This window comes from Mesorhizobium sp. M0751, from assembly GCF_040320265.1.
GTDB lineage: Bacteria > Pseudomonadota > Alphaproteobacteria > Rhizobiales > Rhizobiaceae > Mesorhizobium.
Genome location: NZ_JAMYPH010000009.1, coordinates 55686 through 74964, shown reverse-complemented (window position 1 = coordinate 74964; position 19279 = coordinate 55686). Strand labels below are relative to the sequence as shown.

Here is a 19279-nt window from a genome sequence, read left to right as displayed (position 1 = left end):
GATTGCCTAGGAAAAATCGCGGCCTGGAAGATGCGCTGATCCGCCGGAAAAGGAAATGCGACGGAGAGCCAGCGGCACTCCGTCGCATTGGCTCCGGTCGGCTATTCCACCCAGGACTGGCTGACGATCCAGTAGAATTGCGGGCTGAAGGTGAAGTTCTTCAGTCTGGAAGAGATCACATCGACGCGCTTTGGCGTGAACAGGACAGCGACCGGAGCCTTGTCCGTCACGGCCTTGTCGATGGCGGTCCAGAGTGTCGCGCCCTTGGCCGGATCGGCGATGGTGGCTGCCTCTGCCTCGTCCATCGATGCGTCGATCGACTTGTCGCAGAACCCCGAAATATTGACCGAGGCGTCGGAACCCGGCGTGAACGAGGCACAGCTGAACAAGACCTGCAGGAAATTCGACGGCGCCGGGTAATCCTGGAACCATTGCGAGATCGAAATCTGCACCTTGTTATTGGTGTTCTGGATGTAGGTGAACTGTATGTTCTGTGAGATCGGCTTGACCGACGTTTTGTAGCCAAGCTGGTTGAGCACATCCTGGAGGTAGACGCCGATCGCCTTGGAGACCGTGGTGTCCTCGGTGATGATCGTCACCTCCTGGCCTGCGGTTCCCGATTCCGCGACCAATTGCTTGGCCTTGTCCATATCCGGCGCCGACCACTTCTCACCCGGATTGGCGGTGAACGGGCAATAGGCTGCGAATGACGGGAAGCCCGGCGGCAGAATCTGACAGGCCGGCTGCGCCAGATTGCTGCCGCCGAACAGCTTGACGATCGCGGCGCGGTCGATCGCGAAGTTCACGGCTTGGCGAACGCGGATGTCGTTGAACGGCGCCAGATTGGTGTTCATCGGCGCGTACCACATCGCCGTCAGCGGGTGAACCGTGACCTGCTTGGCATATTTGGTGCCGAGTTCGGCGAGACGGTCGGATGGCGGCGGGTCGAACATCCAGTCCGCCTGCCCATTCTCGACCGCCGTCACCGCCGCCTCGTCGGTCAGGCCGAATTCATAGTCGATCTCGTCCGGATATCCGGCCGGCTGCGCTTCCTTGCTCCATTCCTTGAAATGAGGGTTGCGCACAATCTTCATCAGCTTGTTGGGGTCGTAGCTGGCGATCATGTAGGGTCCGGTACCCGGGATCGGATCCGTGCCGGCGTCCTTGAGCGGTGCGCTCGCCGGCAGGATCGACGCATGTGGAACGGCCAGCTTCTGCAGGAACTCGGCATCCGGCTGGACCAGGTTGAAGGTAATGGTTCGGGCCGTATCGTCGACCGACAGGCCACCTTCGAGGGTGCATGCGGCGGGCGCCTTCAAGCACGCATCCGCGCCGACGATGCCTTTGTAGAAGGTCCCGGCCGTCGGCCCGCTGATCTTGAAGATGCGCTGGAACGAAGCGACCACATCTTTCGTGGTGACGTCCGAGCCATCCGCAAATTTGATGCCCTTGCGCAGCTTGAAGACATAGGTCTTGCCGCCGTTCTCGACCTGCGGGAGGCTTTCCGCCAGGTCCGCGACGACCTCGAAGCCCGTCTTGTCCCCAGCCTTCTTGTAGGTCACCAGGCCATCGTAGAGGATATAATTGATCTGGAAATACTGCAGCGTGTAGTTGATGTGCGGATCGGCGGTGCCTGCCGCGGCATTGGCCAGCAATCGGAGCGTGCCGCCTGGCTTGCCCTCGGCGGCCAAGGCACTGCTTGCCGGCGACATCATCGTCACGCCGAGCAGAGCCAGCCCGGATATCAACGCTGTAAATGCTTTTTGGAGTCGCATATTTGTTCCCTCATGGAGGTGTGTCGGCTTTTGCCGCGCTGAACCCGGTCGATCGACCATTGCGCGGCTGAAAACAGTGCTGGGGTTGCGAACGGCGTCCGCTACTTGGCCCAATCGCAAAAGACTACGGCGAGCGAAGCCGGACGGGATAGCTATTAAGATAGATAGGGTCGGACAGGCTTATCCCGCCTATTTGTTGAGCAGCCGGCCGACATGGCTATTTGACAAGCAATCATCAGCGGGTAAGCTTGCCGGATGCAAAGCCTTCCAGGCGATCTAGAGAGCCGGTTCCGAACTGGAATGAGCATCGACGCTGCCATGGCGGTGGCAACGGAGGTGCTGGAGCCGATCGGTTTCACCGCATTCATCTATGACTATACGCCCGTGCCGGTCAGTCACAAGGGCGAGCTTATCACGCCCTCGCTGATGGCTCTGCGCAACGTGCCGCGCGACATGCAGGATCTCTGGTGCAAGGGCGGATATTATCAGCTCGATCCGGTGCAGGAGGCCGCGCTCACCGTATCGAGACCGTTTCTCTGGTCGCACAACGGCGTTCAGAGCACCGTCATGCAGCGCGTGCTCCAGTCCAAGCACGATCCTGTGGTCAGCTATTTGCTTGACACCAGGATGACCTGCGGCGTCACCGTACCCATTCGCCTTGCAGGCGGCGATCTCGCCACCTTCACCGCGATCCGTGCCGAGCCGGAGGCCGGGTTCGAGCTCGAAGCCAGACCCTTCATCGCCGAGATCGGCGATCTGGGTCATCTGCTGCATGACTCCGTCTACGCCGGTTTCGACGCCGGGATCCGCACCTGCCAACATGTCCATCTGACGTCGCGCGAACGCCAGTGCCTGCGCCTGGCCGCTGCCGGACTGACGGCCAAGCAGGTCGCGCGTGAGATTGGCCGTGCGGTGCCTACCGCAACGCTGCACCTCAATGCGGCGACGCGAAAGCTTGGTGCGCGCAACCGCTTCCATGCCATCGCGCTCGCCGCCCATTACCGGCTGCTCGAACCGGAGCATTGAGGCTCGCGACCTGCGGGCGATCGGCCTTGGCTCGGGCCAACTTATAACCGGCGAACCTATAAATAGTGCTAGCTGTAAATGCGCCGGGCCGCTTAGTACCGTCAGCCGCAAACAAGGCTTGGGAGGGGTGCGCCAAAGTGGCTCCTGCCGCGCCATGATGCGGAGCTTGGACTGTGACGGCACATGCGATCACCGAAGGATTTAGCGACTACAAGGGCTATCGCACCTGGTACCGTGTGACCGGGGACCTCGGGTCGGGCAAGCTGCCCCTGGTCGTCGCTCATGGTGGACCGGGCTGCACACACGACTATGTGGACTCGTTCAAGGAGCTTGCCGGAACCGGGCGAGCCGTCATCCACTACGATCAGATCGGCAACGGCAAATCGACCCATCTGCCGGACAAGGGCGGCGACTTCTGGACCGTCGATTTCTTCCTGGGCGAACTCGATGCGCTGCTCGCCCATGTCGGCATCGCCGGCCATTATGCCCTGCTCGGCCAGTCCTGGGGCGGCATACTCTCGGCCGAGCACGCCGTGCGCCGCCCTGAAGGGCTCAAGGCATTGATCCTGGCCAATTCGCTGGCCTCGATGGCGCTGTGGGTGGAAGGAGCCCGGCAATTGCGCGCCGAGTTGCCAGCCGATGTGCAAAGTGCGCTCGACCGGCACGAAGCGGCGGGAACCACCGATCACCCCGAATATGTTGCGGCGACGAAGGCTTTCTACGACCGTCACGTCTGTCGCGTCGTTCCGATGCCGCCAGAGGTCGCCCGGACATTTGCGGCAATCGAGGAAGATCCGACCGTCTATCACACCATGAATGGTCCCAATGAGTTCCACGTCATCGGCACGATGCGGGACTGGACCATCGTCGACCGCCTGCATCGGATCGAGGCGCCGACCCTGGTTTTCCGCGGCTTCTACGACGAAGCGACCGAGGCCTGCGTCCAGCCCTTTCTGGATCTTATCCCGTACGTCGAAGGCCTGGTCTTCCCGAATTCCAGCCACATGCCGCATGTCGAGGAAAAGCACGACTGCCTCGCCGCCGTCGGGCGCTTCCTGGCCAAACACGATTGACGTTCCAGGACCCGGCCTACTGTTCCAACGGATCGTCGACACGGCGCAGTCGTCGTAAAGGCAGGTTCAGAAACTTCGAATAGCCTGCTGTCCCATGCCTCCGCCGGCGCATTGTGATGCTCCGTGATCGCGACGCCACGCGGAGGCCTAACGTTGCGTCGCCGGCATGGCCGGAATCAGCCTGCCTTCCCCTGAAACCGGCATCGGGTCGCTGAAAACCTGACGGATACGGAGTGGGAGGGACCCCGTTGCCGGTAGGTACGGAAAGTATCGGAACCCAAAGTTTCGCTAAGCAGTTGCAACCGAATTCATTAGCCGGCGTTAAAGTACGGGTGATCTAGCGGGGCATGGGGAGGCTCTCATGCAGACGTATCTCGTCGAGCGGATGGATGGCGACGATGTTATCTCGGTGCGCGTTGTCAACGCGCCGAGTCCGTTCAGAGCCGCAGCTATGATGACGGGCGGGCGTATTACCTTCCGAACGTGGGAAAAGGATTGGATCCGCGTGACCGACGAAAATCGGGGACAGATCTATGCATATTGTTTTGTCCCCGGCAGCTATTCCGACACCGAAGCATCGCCGGTATCGCCCGGGAGAACCACCGAATAGGCAATATGCCTGAATAGCGGCAATTCCGTCTTCGACCCCACCTTGGTCTTCGATCCCGCCTTGGCATGTGTCCGTGTCATGCGCACCACAACAGCCAGCGAGCCTGGCATGATTGGCTCCGCCCGCGGCTTGCGAAACAGGCGAAGTGACTAGCCAAGCGTCCTTGAGGGAAGATCAGGGCATCATCAGAATGATCGATGAAAAGATTGGGGCGGGGGGCGATAAGTGACCCTAATCTTAGCGTAGGCAACTCATGTCTTCGGCATATTTGGGATCAGAAGTCGCGGATCAGGATCTAGCGGTGGATTGTCAGATAACGACCTCCGATAATTGGTCAAGTGTCGCACAATACGCACTGGATCAGGGCGGTCCCGTACTGCGCCCATTTCAAAGATTGGGCGTCGATTTTACCAACATTGCGGCCTTCGATCACCTGAGAAATGTTGTCCGCCAGTACCCCGACAAGCTTGCAATCAGCGACGGCGCCAATCGTCTGACCTATTCCCAGCTCCTCCGGTCCGTCGAGACGCTGTCCTACCAGATCGCGGCGGCCGTCCCAGACGGACAGGCGATAGGGATTCTTCAGGCCAACTCGGCCTGGTATCCCATTGCCATGCTGGCAAGCATGACGGCTGGGCGGCCTTCGGTGCCACTCAACGCGCGAGATCCTAGCTCGCGGATCCTTGAAATCGTGGCCGGAGCGCGGCTCTCAGCTGTCCTGGGCGAGGGCAATGTCCGACCCGATGGTTTGCCTCACCGGGTCAGTTGGATCGATGTGTCGACCAGTGCCGCCTCGCCGGCTGGGCAAGTGCCTCGGTCTTATTCCGTATCGGTCGATGCGCCCGCCATCGTGCTTTATACGTCAGGGAGTACGGGCCGGCCCAAAGGCATCGTTAACAGCCAGCGCAGCTTGCTGTGCCGGGTCCAGCAATACGTCGATGCATGCCACATCAACTCGGATGATGTTTTCCTGCCATTGACCGGACCCGCCACAATCGCCGGGTGCCGGGAGATTCTTGCAGCTCTTCTCACCGGCGCCACCTTGCATCTGGTCGAAGTCGAAGCGGTCGGCTTGCGCGCCGTTCAACGCCTGGTGCGATCCGAAAACGTGACAATCACCTATCTGGTGCCGGCACTGCTTCGCGCGCTTATGGCAGACGGACCTGCAGAAGCGTTCCATTCACTCAGAGTCGCCCGGATCGGTGGCGAGAAGGTGCCCTGGACCGACATCGCCGTGCTGCGCAAGGCCGTCTCCGATACGTGCCTTGTCCAGATCGGTTACTCGTCAACCGAGACCACCGGCTCGCAATGGTTCCTGCCGCGAGACTGGCCAGAGCATGGAGATTCGGTTCCAGTTGGCGGACTGCTGCCTGGAATCACCTTCGCAATTGTCGACGAAGCGGGTCGCCGCGTTCAATCGGGCCGCAGCGGAGAGCTTCTGATCAGGAGTCCGTATGTTTTGCTTGGCCATTGGGAGGACGGGGCGGTTGTACCGGCAACATCAGACCCGGACGATCCAGGCCTTCGGATTTTCGCGACAGGTGACCTCGTTCGACTTGATGATCAAGGCCTACTGCACATCGTCGGTCGCAAGGGGCGCCAGGTAAAAATCAACGGTCGACGCGTCGAGCCAGCCGAACTCGAACGGGTGCTGCGTTGCGCACCCTCTGTCGCGGATGCTGTGGCAATCGTGACGGCCGCGAATGAGCTTGTCGCCTTCGCTGTTCCTCGGCGCTCGGCTGAAGGGACCTTTTCGGACGAGCTTCGCCAGCTTGTCAGGACCAATCTGCCGCCGCCGCTGCGTCCCTTGCGGTTGCACACGATCGCCGAGGTTCCGCGTCTGCCGAGCGGCAAAGTCGACATCACGACACTTGCAGAGATGGACCTTTCAGCCAGAGAGACAGCGGCGACCGCGCGTCCGCTCGAGCCGCGAGGCAAGCTGACGGCGCAGCAGGTCGTCCAGCGGGCATGGACCAGCATTCTCAATACGCGCGTGGCGGCAGGACGCTGGGATGACGCCGGAGGAGATTCGCTGAAGCTGCTGCACTGCGTCATGGAAATCGAAAGCGCCATCGGGCAGGAACTCGGCCTTGAGGCCTTCACCGTCGGGATGAGCCTGGAAGAAATGGTCAAGGCGGTCGTGTCCGCCCAGGCAGGCGATCAAAGCGCGCGCGCCCAGAAGCACGACCCTCCCGTTCTTTTTCTGTTCCCAGGGTCCGTCGGCTATGGCCCGAGCCTTGCTGCCTTTGCAGCAGCGATGGGCAAGGTGACGCGCGTTGCCCCGATCAGGTATCCGGCCCTGGCTATGATACTGCGCGGACAAGACAGCCTCGCCGATATGGCCGACGCCGCCGTCGACCAGATCCGCCGCGCCCAACCCTCGGGTCATGTACGACTTCTCGGCCATTCGCTCGGCGGCGCTGTTGCCTTCGAGGTTGCGGCGCGGCTGCTGGCCTCGGGGCGAACCGTAAAGTTCCTCGGCATCCTCGACACCAGTCTCGTCGGGGAGCGAAGCGCCCGCTGGGAGACGTTTACGCGCACAGTCAATCGAATCCGAACCAACCGCGTGTCCGCTTACCGGATGGCTTGCCGGGCCCTCGCGAAAGTCGCCGTGGCAATGAAGCGCGAGGCACAACTGGTCCAGTTTCTCGACCGCTTCGCTCACGGACAGTTCAACGCGACGAGCTTTAGAACCAAACTGGAACTGCAAGAGGTTTTGCGCGCGCAAGCCTTCTTCCAATGGGTGGCCGAGCCAAAGCCGGCTCTGCCGATCACAGGCACCCTGTTCCGCTGTGCTCGACCCGGAATGCCTCTGGCAATCGGCTGGGATAGCGTCTTCGCCCATCTGGACGTGATTCCGATCGTCGGCAGCCACATCGATCTGGTTGTAGAGCCTCACCTTACCACCAATCGTCCCCTTATCGAGAAAGCGGTGGCGAAAACCTATTCGCCAGTCGAGTCTCGCAAACTGGAGTACAAGCCATCGACCTGATCTCAACATTCGGCAAGGACGCGCTGGTGCTCGACGCTGGCGCGGAAGTCGATCGCATCGTCCAGATCTTGCGCCAGCAGGTCTTCGGCACGCTGCGACGTCGAGGGGTGGTTGTCGGCCTCTCAGGCGGCATCGACAGCTCCGTCGTCGCGGCGTTGTGTGTTCGCGCCTTTGGGAAAGGCAAGGTCCTCGGGATATTCATGCCGGAGCGCCATTCCTCCGGCGACTCACTGAGGCTCGGCCGCATTGTCGCCGCACAGCTTGGTATCGAAACGATCCTGGAGGATATAACGCCGGCCCTGGAAGCGATCGGCGCCTATAGACGGCAGACCGAAGCAATCCAGACCGTCGTTCCCGAATATGGGGACGGCTGGAAATGCAAGCTGGTGCTCGCCTCGGTTCTCGAGAGCAACGGTCTCAACATCACGCGCCTCACGGTTCAGGACCCCCAGGGCAGGACCGACACGGTGCGTCTGCCGTCGGCAGCCTATCTGCAGATCGTCGCTGCAACCAACTACAAGCAGCGCCTGCGCAAGATGACCGAATACTACCATGCCGACCGCCTCAACTACGCGGTAGCGGGCACGCCGAACCGCCTGGAGTACGACCAGGGCTTCTTCGTCAAACAGGGCGACGGAATTGCCGATCTGATGCCAATCGTCCACCTCTACAAGACCCAGGTCTATCAGTTGGCCGAATATCTTGGGTTGGAGGACGAGGTCCGGCGCAGGCCGCCCACCACGGACACCTTCTCGATGGCGCAGAGTCAGGAGGAGTTCTACTTCGCGCTTCCTTATTATCTGATGGATCTGTGCCTCTACGGCTTGAACCATGGGATCACCGACGAAGACGTCGCTGAGGCAACCGGCCTCACCGTGATACAGGTCCAGAAGGTTTTCAAGGATATCGACAGCAAGCGGCGCGCCGCACGTTATCTTCACGCACGGCCGTTGGTGTCCTCTTCAATGGGCGAGGGCTAAGCGATGTGCGGCATCGCCGGAATTGTGTCGCTGAGCGCCGCAGCGGCGCCCCCTTCCCGGGATGCGCTGATACGCATGGCGGGCGCGCTGGCGCATCGCGGCCCGGACGAGCGCGGCCTTTACCGGGACAGACGTGCGGGATTGGCGCATGCCCGCCTGTCCGTCATCGATCTCGCAAGCGGCCAGCAGCCACTCGCCGGCGCGGGCGACACAATGTGGATCGTCTTCAACGGCGAAATCTTCAATTACGTCGAGCTGCGACAAGACCTGGTCGCGCTCGGTTATCGCTTCCGTACACGCAGCGACACCGAGGTCATCGTCCATGCCTATCATGCCTGGGGCGAGGCCGCCTTCGAGCGAATGAATGGGCAGTGGGCAGTCGCCATCTGGGACTCCGTGGCAGGTCGTCTCGTCTTGTCGCGGGATCGGTTCGGCATCTGCCCGCTGCACTTTTGCGAGCATGGCGGGCGGCTTTACTTCGCCAGCGAGGTGAAGGCCATTTTCGCGGCCGATGCGGATATCCCCCGCGCCTTCGATCCAGCCGGCATCGATCAGACTTTCACACTTTGGACTGTCACGCCGCCACAGGGCGTGTTTGGAGGAGTAAGCGAACTCACGCCGGGGCGCATTCGTATTTATGAAAGCGGCGTCGTCCGGGAGCGGGCTTTTTGGAAGCCTGACTATCCAGAGGTTGACGGACCCGGCGATGATGAATTCACCGGCTCGCTTGATGACGCGGTGGAGGAAGTGCGCAGCGCCCTGGAAGCCGCGACGGCGCTCAGGATAGTACGCGCCGACGTGCCGGTCGGCTGCTATTTGTCAGGCGGGCTCGACAGCTCGCTGGTCGCCACGCTGGGGAGACGCTTCGCGGGCGAGCGCTTCCAGACTTTCTCGCTGCGTTTTGCCGACGCCGAGTATGATGAGACGCATTTCCAGCGCCTGGTTGCCGGCGTGGCCGGCAGTGACCATCATGAGGTGGTTGTTTCGCGCAGCGATATCGCTGGCATCTTCCCTGAGGTGACCTACCACACCGAGCGGCCAATCCTCAGGACCGCGCCGGCGCCGCTGTTCCTGCTCTCGAGACTGGTGCGCCAGCATGGCATCAAGGTCGTGCTGACCGGCGAAGGGGCCGACGAAATGTTCGCCGGCTACGATTTGTTCCGCGAGGGCAAGGTCCGCCGCTTCTGGGGACGCCAGCCCGCCTCGACGCGACGCTCGCGGCTGCTGGAGCGCCTCTATCCCTATCTCAGCCGCTCGCCAGTGCAGCAGCAGGCGATGGCACGCCAGTTCTTCGGGCGCGACATCCATGCCGGTGACGCGCCTGGTTTTGCGCATGGCACGCGCTGGCGTACCACAAGCGCCATCAAGCGGCTGTTTTCGGCAGACATGCGCGCCCAAACGGAGCGCCGCAACGCCGTGTCCGAGCTGCTTGCCCGTCTGCCGGCGGAGTTTTCGCGATGGGGCTCTCTTGCGCAGGACCAGTACATAGAGATTCAGACGCTGATGTCGGGATACCTGCTTTCCTCACAAGGGGACAGGATGCTGATGGCTCATTCCGTTGAGGGGCGCTTCCCGTTCCTCGATCATGAACTCGTGAGACTCGCGAATTCGCTTCCGGCCGCCTACAAGCTGCGTGTGCTCGATGAAAAGCATGTGCTGAAGCGCGTGGCGCAGCCGATCGTGCCTTCGGAAATCGTCACCCGCAAGAAGCAGCCTTACCGGGCTCCCAACGCGCTTTGCTTCGTCGCAGATGGCGCACCGGCCTACATTCGCGAAGCACTTTCGGAGGCGGCGCTGCGCGAAGCGAACGTCTTCGATCCAAAGTCGGTTACCCGGCTCCTGAGCAAGTGCCAGGCCAGCGCCGGCGGCGGCGACCTGTCCAACTCCGACAATATGGCGCTTGTCGGGGTGCTGTCGACGCAGCTTCTTCATCGGCAATTTATCGCGAGCCGTCCAAGTGGGGCTCGCACGCTCAAGCTCAGCATCGATATCGACCGCGTGCATCGCGAAGAGGTGCTCGCATGATGCATGGCGCCGTACCGCTCCTGCACGACTATCTCACCCACTCTGCCAGCCGGCTCGGCGGCAAGGTGGCCCTGGTGTGCGGCAATCAACGTGTCACTTATGGCGATCTCGATATGCGTTCGAACGCCATAGCGCACCATTTGACCGATGCCGGAATTGCGCGTGGCGATCGCGTGGTGGTCTTCGCCGACAACACTGTCGAGGCCGTCGTTGCGTTCTGGGCGGTGCTCAAGGCCAACGCCGTGGTGTGCATCGTCAATCCGCTCACCAAAAGCGACAAGCTTGATTATCTGCTTAACGATTGCCGCCCGACGGCACTGATTACCGACAAACACCTGCACTCGATTTTCAGGGAGCCGGCGCGGAATTGCCCATCGTTGCGCCGCATGATCGTCTCCGGGCCGATCGAACGCAGCGATCTACAAGAACTGCCGCATGCTGTGCGCTGGGACGCCGCGGTCGCGGCAGCCCGCAGCACGCCGCCCGCGCGCCGCTGCATCGACATCGATCTCGCTGCGATCATTTATACGTCCGGCTCGACGGGCGAGCCCAAGGGCGTGATGCTGACGCACCGAAACATGATTGCCGCATGCGCCTCGATTTCCTCATACCTGGCGCTTGCCGAAGACGAGGTGATCCTCAATGTCCTGCCGCTCGCCTTCGACTACGGTCTTTACCAGATGATCATGGCCTTCGGCGCGGGCGCCCGGCTGGTGCTTGAGCGCTCGTTCGCCTTCCCGGCGCAGATCCTTGGGCTGATCAAGCAAGAAAGGGTGACGGGTTTTCCCGGCGTACCGACCATCTTCGCCGCACTCGGGGAGCTCAGGTCTCTCAGGGATCAGGATTTTTCGAGTATTCGCTACGTCACGAACACTGCGGCCGCCTTGCCGCTCAAGCACATTCTCCTGCTGCAGGAGCTGTTTTCTGGCGCCCGCATCTATTCGATGTACGGCCTTACCGAATGCAAGCGCTGCACCTACCTGCCGCCGGAGGATCTGGAGCGAAAGCCGTCGAGCGTCGGGATCGCTATCCCCAATACGGAAATGTGGATTGTCGACGAGCATGACAGGCGGGTAGGCCCCGGCATCGTTGGTCAGCTCGTCATCCGCGGAGCGACGGTGATGAAGGGCTATTGGGGCAAGCCGGAGGCGACAGCCAGGAAGCTCAAGCCCGGCCCGCTGCCGGGTGAGCAGGTCCTATACACCGGCGACTACTGCCGGATGGACGCCGAGGGCTACCTCTACTTTGTCGGTCGCGGCGACGAGATCATAAAATCGCGCGGAGAGAAGATAGCGCCGAAGGAGGTGGAAAACGTGTTGATGAACATTGCGGGCGTACGGGAAGCCGCGGTCATCGGCGTTCCGGACGAGCTGCTCGGGCAAGCAGTGAAGGCATTTGTCGTGATGGAGCAGGGAAGCATGATCGGTGAAAAGCAGTTGCAGAAAGAGTGCCAGAGACGGCTGGAAAACTTCATGGTTCCGAAGTCCATCGTCATCGTACCCAGTCTGCCGATGACCGACACGGGTAAGCTCAAAAAAACGGCCCTGTCATGAGTCGGTACCAGGGCGAAGTTGATCAGCATTCATTTTTTGTACCGGAGGCGAAATCAATGTTATCTACCAAGGATAGAACCGATACCTGCAGCGAACAAATTCGCGCTTTCCTGGCTTCGAATTTCTATATAGCCGATCCCGAGAGCCTGGAGAGCGACACCTCGCTCCTCGACCAGGGCATCGTGGACTCGACGGGTGTGCTCGAGGTTATCGGCTTCATCGAGGAGACCTTCGGCATCACAGTCGAAGACAGCGAGCTGCTGCCGGAGAATCTCGATTCCATCGAGGGAATTGCGCAATACGTCATGCGCAAGAGAAACTGACACGAGCGAAACTGATTGCCGAAATCTCGCGCAACTCTGTTTCAAGTTCCCGGCCGTTTCTAGCCGCGACAGCGCGTCTGGGCCTGCCACGGCTGCGATGCTTACGCCTGCGCCTTCGTATGTCCCACAACCACCCTGCCCTCACCGGCCTGGTTGGTGACTGCCCGGATACTCTCATAAGCCTTGGAACGCTCGAGCAAACTCATGACCTGCCGGTCCTGGCCAAGCCCCACCTCGAAAAGCAGGATGCCTCCACGCCGCAAATAACGCGGCGCCTCCTTGAGCACCCGCATGTGGATGCTCAGGCCGTAGGGGCCGGCTGCGAATGCTTCACGCGGCTCGAGCTCGACCAGATGTGAACGGTCGCCCTCGAGCCGTTTTTCCGAAATGTAGGGCGGGTTGCAAACAATCACGTCGATCGTACCGTCGAGCTCCAAGCCGGAGAAGGCGCTGAACAAGTCGCCCTGAAGAACCGTTACCCGGTCCTCCATTTCAAGATGGGTGACGTTGCGGCGCGCGACCTCCACGCATCCGTCGGTAAGATCGCTTGCCCACACGCGCGCGGTGGGAGCGTGGTGCGCGATGGCGCACGCCAGATTGCCCGCCCCACAGCACATGTCGACAACGCGAGGCACCGGCAGGTTCAGTTGGCTCAGGACATCGAGAGCGGCCTTGCCGAGCAGTTCCGTTTCCGGCCGAGGAACAAGCGCACCGGGCGAGACCAGCAACTGCAATCCCATGAAGGTGCTGCGGCCCTTGCCGTAGGCATCGGCGACATTGATCTCTTCGCTCACGACACTCGCCTCCCGTTTTAGCCGGCGTTGGTGGCCGACAATTGCGTACCGATGAAGTGTATCTCAAAACCGTTTAACTCTCGATCGACAAAATCAAAACCCATCCGTCGCCAGACGCTTTGAAGCCTTGATGCTACAAAGATGATCATAAGCTTCTGCCGGGTGTCATGATTAGGAATATCTCCTTACCCGACCCGGTTATCCCCAGCCTGGCGAGCCAGTTGCCGAATTCTCAGCCTGGCGTCACGATTTTGCTACATTTTAATCAAAGAAGGCACGTATGTAAGCAATTCGTAATGTTCCAGCAGCGGGGCGGGGCTGCTGCTTCCCGGAAGGTTAAAGTTTGTCCCTCATCGAAAGAATCGACGAGATTGCGCAGCAATTTCGCGTCAACGAGCGCACATCATGAAGTCGACCAAAGGACGCTCGCTCGATCTCCGCTCCGCAATGTTCGGCTGTGTGCACGGCCTCGTCGGCGTAGGCGTTTTCTCCGCATTGATAAATATCCTCGCCTTGACCGGCTCCGTCTACATGCTCCAGGTCTACGACCGCGTGCTGCCTTCGCAGAGCGTGCCGACTCTTATCGGATTTACAGTCGGGATGCTGGGACTTTACGCGGCCTATGGGCTCCTCGATTTCGTGAGGCTTCGCCTGTTGGTCCGCATCGGCAGCCGCCTGCATAGAAATCTGCAGCAAAAAGCGTTCGCAGCCTCGCTTTCCCTGCCCCTCGTCGCCGGGCCGGATGCGAACCGGGTGCACCCGCTTCGTGATCTGGACCAGCTACGTGGCTTTCTTTCCGGGCTCGGGCCGACAGTCTTATTCGACGCTCCCTGGATACCATTTTATATGGTGGTCATCTATCTGCTGCACCCCGCGCTTGGCGTGCTGGCAACGCTCGGCGCATGCGCCGTTGTGTTTTTGACGGTGGTTGCCGAGATCGTCGGCCGCAAACCTGCGGCTCGTGCATCTGAGACACTCGTTGCGCAGCGGCTTCTGGCCGACTCCGGCCGCCGCAACGCAGAGGTTGTTCAGGCGATGGGCCTTTCCGCCCCGCTTAGCCGGCGCTGGAACGAGGTCAGTCATCTTTATCTGAAGAACCAGGAACGGCTCTCCGACGTCGTCGGCGCAGCAAGCTCATTGTCGAAGACGCTCCGAATGGCCCTGCAATCATGTGTGCTAGGGCTTGGTGCCTACCTTGTGATCGGCGGCGAGGCCTCGCCTGGCGTGATCATTGCATCGTCCATATTGCTGGGCCGCTCGCTGGCGCCGGTCGATGTGGCGATCGCAAACTGGAGAGGGTTTCTGGCAACCCGCAAAAGCTATACCGAGCTGGCGGCAGCGCTGGATGCTTTTGATAGCCAGCAAGAGCCAATGGAACTGCCCCGCCCGAAGGCAGAGCTTGCGGTCGAGGAATTGACCGTCGCGCCACCAAGCCTGCAGAAACCAACCATCTTCAATGTAAGCTTCCGCTTGGCGAGAGGCGCAGGGTTGGCGGTCGTCGGCCCGAGCGGCTCCGGCAAGACCACGCTCGTGCGCGCTTTGGTCGGGGCATGGAAGCCGCTTCGTGGCACCGTAAGATTGGACGGCGCCTCGCTCAATCAGTGGAACTCAGAACTGCTCGGCATTCATATTGGCTACCTGCCGCAGGACGTTGAGCTGTTCGACGGGACGATCGCCGACAACATTTCGAGGTTCGGCGGCAAAAGCGACGCAAAAGGCGTGCTGGCAGCTGCCAAGGCTGCGGGCGTGGACAAGATGATCATGCGTCTTCCGCAGGGTTTTCAAACACGCATCGGAGAAGGCGGCGCGGCCCTTTCGGCTGGGCAGAGGCAGCTCGTCGGGCTTGCCAGGGCACTTTACGGCGATCCATTTCTCGTCGTCCTTGACGAACCAAATTCCAATCTGGACGCAGACGGTGATGCTGCTTTGGCCGGCGCTATCCTGGCAGTGCGTCAGCGCGGCGGTATCGTGATCGTCGTTGCGCATCGCCCCTCCGCTCTCGTCAACATCGATCAGGTACTCGTCCTGTCGAACGGGATGCTCCATTCGTTCGGCTCGCGCGAAGACGTTCTGGCAAATGTGATCCGGCCCTTCCCGCGCCCGGACAAGCCAAACATTGTCGTTCCGCTGCAGCACGGTGCAAGCGGGCATGCTTGAGGTATTGCTTAGTGTCTAACGTGACCATGTCGTCATATGCTGCGGTAGGCGACGAAGGCCAGCCGACCGGGGAGAAGCCGGGGCCGGATGGGATTCGAGCCAATCTACCCTGGGGTAGTCTGGTCCGGAGCCTGGCAGCACATTGTCGTTCCGCCGCACAAACGTGCAGCCGGGCATATGTGAAGTATCGCTCTGTTGTTACCGTGTCGTCATACGTCGCCGCCGGTGGCGAGAGCCGTTCGTTGGAGACGAAGCCAGAGCCGGATGGCATCCGGGCCAATCTGCTCTTGGGCTTGGCAACCAGCTTGCTGTTGATCTTTGGCGGAGGGCTCTGGTTGGGATTGACCAAGATTGCCGGCGCGGTGATTGCGCCCGCAACCGTGGTGGTCGAAAGCAACATTAAAAAAGTCCAGCATCAAACCGGCGGCACCATCGGCGGAATCTTCGCGCAGGACGGCGATCATGTGAAGGCCGGCGACGTGTTGGTCAGGCTGGACAACACATTGACCCGAGCAAACCTGCAGATAATCACCGAGGACCTCAATCGCGCCACCATTCGTCTGGCCCGACTGGAGGCCGAGCGCCAGGGTCTGCCGGAAATGCAGATCCCGCCCGACCTTCGGGCTCAAATGGGTGACCCGCAAGTGGTGGCACTTGTCAGTGGCGAGCGTGCCTTGTTTGAAAGTCGTGCTGCGGCGCTGGCTGGCCAGAAGGCACAATTGCAAAGCCGCGCGAAGCAGCTGGAACGTCAGATCGATGGCCTCAAATCGCAGCAGTCTGCAACGGACGAGTCTCTGGATCTGCTGACCAAGAACCTTGCAGATGTCGAATCTCTCTACGCAAAGAAGTTGGTGTCCAAGGAGAGGTTGAGCAATGTCAGCCTGGAGAAGACCCGGACTCGCGGCGAATCGGGACGCCTTGTCGCAGCGATAGCGGAGGTACAAGCTCACATCAGTGAAACGGACCTGCAGGTGCTTCAGCTCGACGAACAAATGCGGAGCGACGTGACCAACGAACTTCGCGAAACGGAAGCCAAGCAAACCGAACTCAGTGAGCGCAAGCTGGTGGCCGAAGACGAACTCGGCAGGACAGACATTCGTGCCCCGCAATCGGGCACGGTACAAGAATCCTCGATCCACACCGTCGGCGGCGTGATTGGCGCCGGAGAGGTGCTTATGATGATTGTGCCCGATTCCGACAACCTTGTCGTCGACGCTTCCATTCCTCCGGCGCGTATTGATGAGATCCATCCTGGACAGCAGGTGTCGATCCGCTTTCCGGCGTTCGACGCCGGCACCACACCTGCTTGCGAAGGCTCGGTCAAGCGCGTGTCAGCGGATCTGATCAAGGATCAGCAGCGTCAGCTTTCCTATTTTTCGGCGCGCATCGACGTCGAAAATGAAGCGACCTGCCTGACAGGAGAGAAAATACTCAAACCGGGCATGCCCGCCGAAGTCCACATAAGAACCGACGAGCGCAGTGTCTGGTCCTACTTGATGAAGCCCCTTACCGACCAGTTTTCCAGAGCCTTCAGGCAGTAAAGCGGTTGCGAAACGCGGCCCGATCTATCGGGTCGCCGCATTTTCGAGAGCGCTGCTGAACCTGACCTCGATCGTGTCTCCCGGCATGACCTCGGTGTCTTCTTGGGCAAGCTGTTTTCGCCATTCTTCGCCGACCTTGCGAATGATCGTGACCTCGGCCTGGATCTTCTCGCCGGCAACCGGCAACGGCAGTGCGGCAGCTCCCGTGGGCTGCAACTTTTGGCTGGCGGCGCGAAGTCTTGCGCTGACGTCGGCAAGGCGCACGTTGGTATCCTTCAACTCGATCAGCAGACCCATCCTTCTTTGGTTGTCATTGCGTTCGTGCTGTCTGGCAAAATCGTCCTGCTGACGTCGTGCTCTCATAAGTTCAACGGACGTTTCGAGTGCCCGGCTGGAAGAGAGAACCAAAGCGCGCCGGACGTCGGCGAGCCGGGTATTGGTTAGATTTCCCGACTCAAACGCTTTCCTTACGCGCGCCAGATCGTCTTCGTCCGCCTTCACACCATCCGCTTCGGCCTGCTCGCGTTTGAGCAAGGTCTCGGTTTGTGCGGCGGCATCCTTACCGCTTTTATCCAGAAAGCCCTGCTCTTGCTGGAAGTTGTCCAGCGAGAGCTTCAGCCCTTCCGCTTCAGCCTGGGCGATCGCCGATGCAAAACTTGCCGGCAAGGGCGATCCTTGTGGTGGCTGCATGTCGAAAGTCGGTTTGTTCTGAAGTTCGGCGCGGAGGCGGGCGCTATGAAAATAATCTCTCGTATATTCCCCCCAAAGCGACTCGTAATCGCGCCGCAGATCCACCGGATCTGGGCCAACCTGGTTTGCCCGGGACCGCAAAAGGCTGAAACCGCCTGACACGGCAATCGCCTGCCGCACGGTCATCAGCGGGCGGTAGGCCTGCTGTCCGGGAGTGAGCACGTCGCCGGTCACATAGATCGGCCTGTACTCCGCAACCACGGCGGTCACGTCTGTCGGCTTGATGACGATCATTTGCTCCCGCCCATCAGGCAGACGCTGGTGGAATATCTTGGTCGGCAAGATCGTCTGCATGCGCGTTTGCAGTTCAGCCGGAGTTAAGCCGCCCACCGAAACCATACCGACTTCGGGAAGCGCGATCGTGCCGTCCATCTGGACCACCGCACGTTGCGTTCGCTCAGGGATGGAGGCAATTCCAATCTCGACGGTGTCGCCGGCGGAAAGTCGATAGGCGACCCGTGCTTCCGCTGCAGCAGCCGTATCCATGGCAGCCAGCATGCCGAGCAAGACAATAAGGATTCGATCAACGAGGACCATGGGCGACAATCTCCTTCTGGCTCGAATCCGGCGATACCGCGGCCGCAATCAACAGCGGAGCCAATTCTCCCAGGCGAAAGCTCATGTCATGTAACTCATTTCGTGTCGCACCCGGCCTTCGCTGAGGCGCCGTTGCCACCATCCGATGGTCCGCTCCAAGCCTTCGCGCAGGCTGGTCTGGGCACGCCATCCAGTCTTGCTTTCGAGGAGCGAAGAATCGGCCAGCAAGGCACGTACTTCGGAATTCTGCGGCCGCAGGCGGCGCTCGTCCCGGTGGATTGGTTTCTTGCAGCCACTCAACTCGATCACCAGATCCAATATGTCCGAAATCGTCACAGCGCGCTGGCTTCCGGCATTATAGGCATGGCCAAATTCGAGCTCGGCCGAACCTGCGGTCAAAAACGCCGCCGCAGTGTCTTCCACGAAAGTAAGATCGCGGATCGGGCTTGTGTCTCCCACCATGATCGCCGGGCATTTTTTGTCGAGAGCCTGGCGTATAATGGTCGGTACGATGGCCCGCTCACTCTGGCGCGGGCCGTACGTATTGAACGGCCGCATGATGACCACAGGGATGTCGAACGATCTGGCATAGGACTCCGCCATCATGTCCGCGCCGATCTTGGATGCCGAATATGGTGACTGTCCCTGCAACGGGTGGGATTCGCTGATAGGCATTGTCAGCGCGGTGCCGTAGACCTCGCTTGTCGAAGTGTGCACCACACGCTCCGTCTCCCATTGGCGCGCCGCTTCGAGAACGTTGACCGTGCCCAGGATATTGGTCTCCACATAGGACTGGGCAGCGGCATACGAATACGGGATCGCTATCAGTGCGGCGAGATGAAACACGACCGCCTGGCCACGCACGATCCGGTTAAGGAACGCGCTGTCGCGAACATCGCCGCGGATGAGATTCAGCTGGCTTCGTATGGTGTTCGGCAAATCGTCCAGCCAGCCGTGGCTGTCGAAGGAATTGTAGAGAGCCAGCGCGGTGACGTCGGCACCGCTACGGACGAGTGCTTCGGTGAGATGCGAACCGATGAACCCATCGGCACCCGTAACCAGAACTTTCCTGCCCTTGTATGCCATGACCCAAGCGTTCCCCCTATGACGTGAGGCACTGACTTTGCAAATCCACGAGAGCGC

Annotated in this window: 14 protein-coding genes; 10 read left to right on the top strand and 4 right to left on the bottom strand. The window is 60.6% G+C overall.

The genetic code is table 11. From position 1 onward, the window contains the following. Positions 1-101: 101 nt before the first annotated feature. Positions 102-1775 (bottom strand): ABC transporter substrate-binding protein, encoded by a 1674-nt coding sequence (locus NKI19_RS15920; RefSeq protein WP_352489816.1) that lies wholly within the window; start codon positions 1773-1775, stop codon positions 102-104. Positions 1776-2075: 300 nt separating this feature from the next. Here NKI19_RS15920 and NKI19_RS15915 point away from each other — a divergent pair, with 300 nt between their 5' ends. From NKI19_RS15915 to NKI19_RS15880, 8 genes are all read left to right on the top strand, one after another. Next, complete coding sequence (locus NKI19_RS15915) at positions 2076-2801, top strand: LuxR family transcriptional regulator (protein ID WP_352489815.1); 726 nt, start codon at positions 2076-2078, stop codon at positions 2799-2801. Between the two features lie 173 nt (positions 2802-2974). Further along, entirely contained in the window at positions 2975-3874 is a 900-nt protein-coding gene (locus NKI19_RS15910) for a proline iminopeptidase-family hydrolase (RefSeq protein WP_352489814.1), read from the top strand. Positions 3875-4235: 361 nt separating this feature from the next. Next, positions 4236-4484 carry a hypothetical protein gene (locus NKI19_RS15905; protein ID WP_352489813.1) on the top strand — a complete coding sequence of 83 codons (249 nt, stop codon included), beginning with the start codon at positions 4236-4238 and terminating at the stop codon, positions 4482-4484. A gap of 253 nt (positions 4485-4737) precedes the next feature. Continuing rightward, positions 4738-7476: an AMP-binding protein gene (locus NKI19_RS15900; protein WP_352489812.1), complete on the top strand. Its 2739-nt coding sequence runs from the start codon at positions 4738-4740 to the stop codon at positions 7474-7476. Beyond that, the gene (nadE, locus tag NKI19_RS15895; protein WP_352565413.1) at positions 7473-8456 is read left to right on the top strand and encodes an NAD(+) synthase; all 984 of its coding nucleotides are present in this window, start codon (positions 7473-7475) and stop codon (positions 8454-8456) included. Before NKI19_RS15900 ends, nadE begins: the two co-directional genes overlap by 4 nt. Before the next feature lie 3 nt (positions 8457-8459). Further along, a complete protein-coding gene (asnB, locus tag NKI19_RS15890; protein ID WP_352489811.1) occupies positions 8460-10481 on the top strand; it encodes an asparagine synthase (glutamine-hydrolyzing) in 2022 nt (673 codons plus the stop codon). Beyond that, positions 10478-12034 carry a class I adenylate-forming enzyme family protein gene (locus NKI19_RS15885; protein WP_352489810.1) on the top strand — a complete coding sequence of 519 codons (1557 nt, stop codon included), beginning with the start codon at positions 10478-10480 and terminating at the stop codon, positions 12032-12034. Before asnB ends, NKI19_RS15885 begins: the two co-directional genes overlap by 4 nt. Before the next feature lie 56 nt (positions 12035-12090). Further along, positions 12091-12357: an acyl carrier protein gene (locus NKI19_RS15880; RefSeq protein WP_023675628.1), complete on the top strand. Its 267-nt coding sequence runs from the start codon at positions 12091-12093 to the stop codon at positions 12355-12357. A gap of 101 nt (positions 12358-12458) precedes the next feature. On the opposite strand, the gene NKI19_RS15875 is transcribed toward NKI19_RS15880, so the two are convergent. Further along, positions 12459-13151, bottom strand: a complete 693-nt coding sequence (locus NKI19_RS15875) for a N5-glutamine methyltransferase family protein (protein WP_352489809.1) — start codon at positions 13149-13151, stop codon at positions 12459-12461. A 405-nt stretch (positions 13152-13556) separates the two neighbouring features. Between NKI19_RS15875 and NKI19_RS15870 the strand changes: the two genes are divergently transcribed. Both NKI19_RS15870 and NKI19_RS15865 read left to right on the top strand, forming a co-directional pair. Then, positions 13557-15308 (top strand): type I secretion system permease/ATPase, encoded by a 1752-nt coding sequence (locus NKI19_RS15870; protein WP_352489808.1) that lies wholly within the window; start codon positions 13557-13559, stop codon positions 15306-15308. Positions 15309-15550: 242 nt separating this feature from the next. Next, on the top strand, positions 15551-16849 hold the full coding sequence (locus NKI19_RS15865; protein ID WP_352489807.1) for an HlyD family type I secretion periplasmic adaptor subunit: 1299 nt from the start codon (positions 15551-15553) through the stop codon (positions 16847-16849). 24 nt (positions 16850-16873) lie between these two features. On the opposite strand, the gene NKI19_RS15860 is transcribed toward NKI19_RS15865, so the two are convergent. Together NKI19_RS15860 and NKI19_RS15855 are read right to left on the bottom strand one after the other, a co-directional pair. After that, positions 16874-18136 carry a polysaccharide biosynthesis/export family protein gene (locus tag NKI19_RS15860; protein WP_352489806.1) on the bottom strand — a complete coding sequence of 421 codons (1263 nt, stop codon included), beginning with the start codon at positions 18134-18136 and terminating at the stop codon, positions 16874-16876. A gap of 81 nt (positions 18137-18217) precedes the next feature. Then, positions 18218-19222: an SDR family NAD(P)-dependent oxidoreductase gene (locus NKI19_RS15855; protein ID WP_352489805.1), complete on the bottom strand. Its 1005-nt coding sequence runs from the start codon at positions 19220-19222 to the stop codon at positions 18218-18220. Between the last annotated feature and the right edge of the window lie 57 nt (positions 19223-19279).

What these genes read in the sequence shown, in the direction of transcription:
- NKI19_RS15915 (WP_352489815.1), top strand. Translation starts at nt 2,076, where the DNA reads ATGAGCATCGACGCTGCCATGGCGGTGGCAACGGAGGTGCTGGAGCCG.
- NKI19_RS15880 (WP_023675628.1), top strand. Translation starts at nt 12,091, where the DNA reads ATGTTATCTACCAAGGATAGAACCGATACCTGCAGCGAACAAATTCGC.
- NKI19_RS15855 (WP_352489805.1), bottom strand. Translation starts at nt 19,222, where the DNA reads ATGGCATACAAGGGCAGGAAAGTTCTGGTTACGGGTGCCGATGGGTTC.
- NKI19_RS15905 (WP_352489813.1), top strand. Translation starts at nt 4,236, where the DNA reads ATGCAGACGTATCTCGTCGAGCGGATGGATGGCGACGATGTTATCTCG.
- NKI19_RS15900 (WP_352489812.1), top strand. Translation starts at nt 4,738, where the DNA reads ATGTCTTCGGCATATTTGGGATCAGAAGTCGCGGATCAGGATCTAGCG.
- NKI19_RS15920 (WP_352489816.1), bottom strand. Translation starts at nt 1,775, where the DNA reads ATGCGACTCCAAAAAGCATTTACAGCGTTGATATCCGGGCTGGCTCTG.
- NKI19_RS15860 (WP_352489806.1), bottom strand. Translation starts at nt 18,136, where the DNA reads ATGGTCCTCGTTGATCGAATCCTTATTGTCTTGCTCGGCATGCTGGCT.
- asnB (WP_352489811.1), top strand. Translation starts at nt 8,460, where the DNA reads ATGTGCGGCATCGCCGGAATTGTGTCGCTGAGCGCCGCAGCGGCGCCC.
- NKI19_RS15870 (WP_352489808.1), top strand. Translation starts at nt 13,557, where the DNA reads ATGAAGTCGACCAAAGGACGCTCGCTCGATCTCCGCTCCGCAATGTTC.
- NKI19_RS15885 (WP_352489810.1), top strand. Translation starts at nt 10,478, where the DNA reads ATGATGCATGGCGCCGTACCGCTCCTGCACGACTATCTCACCCACTCT.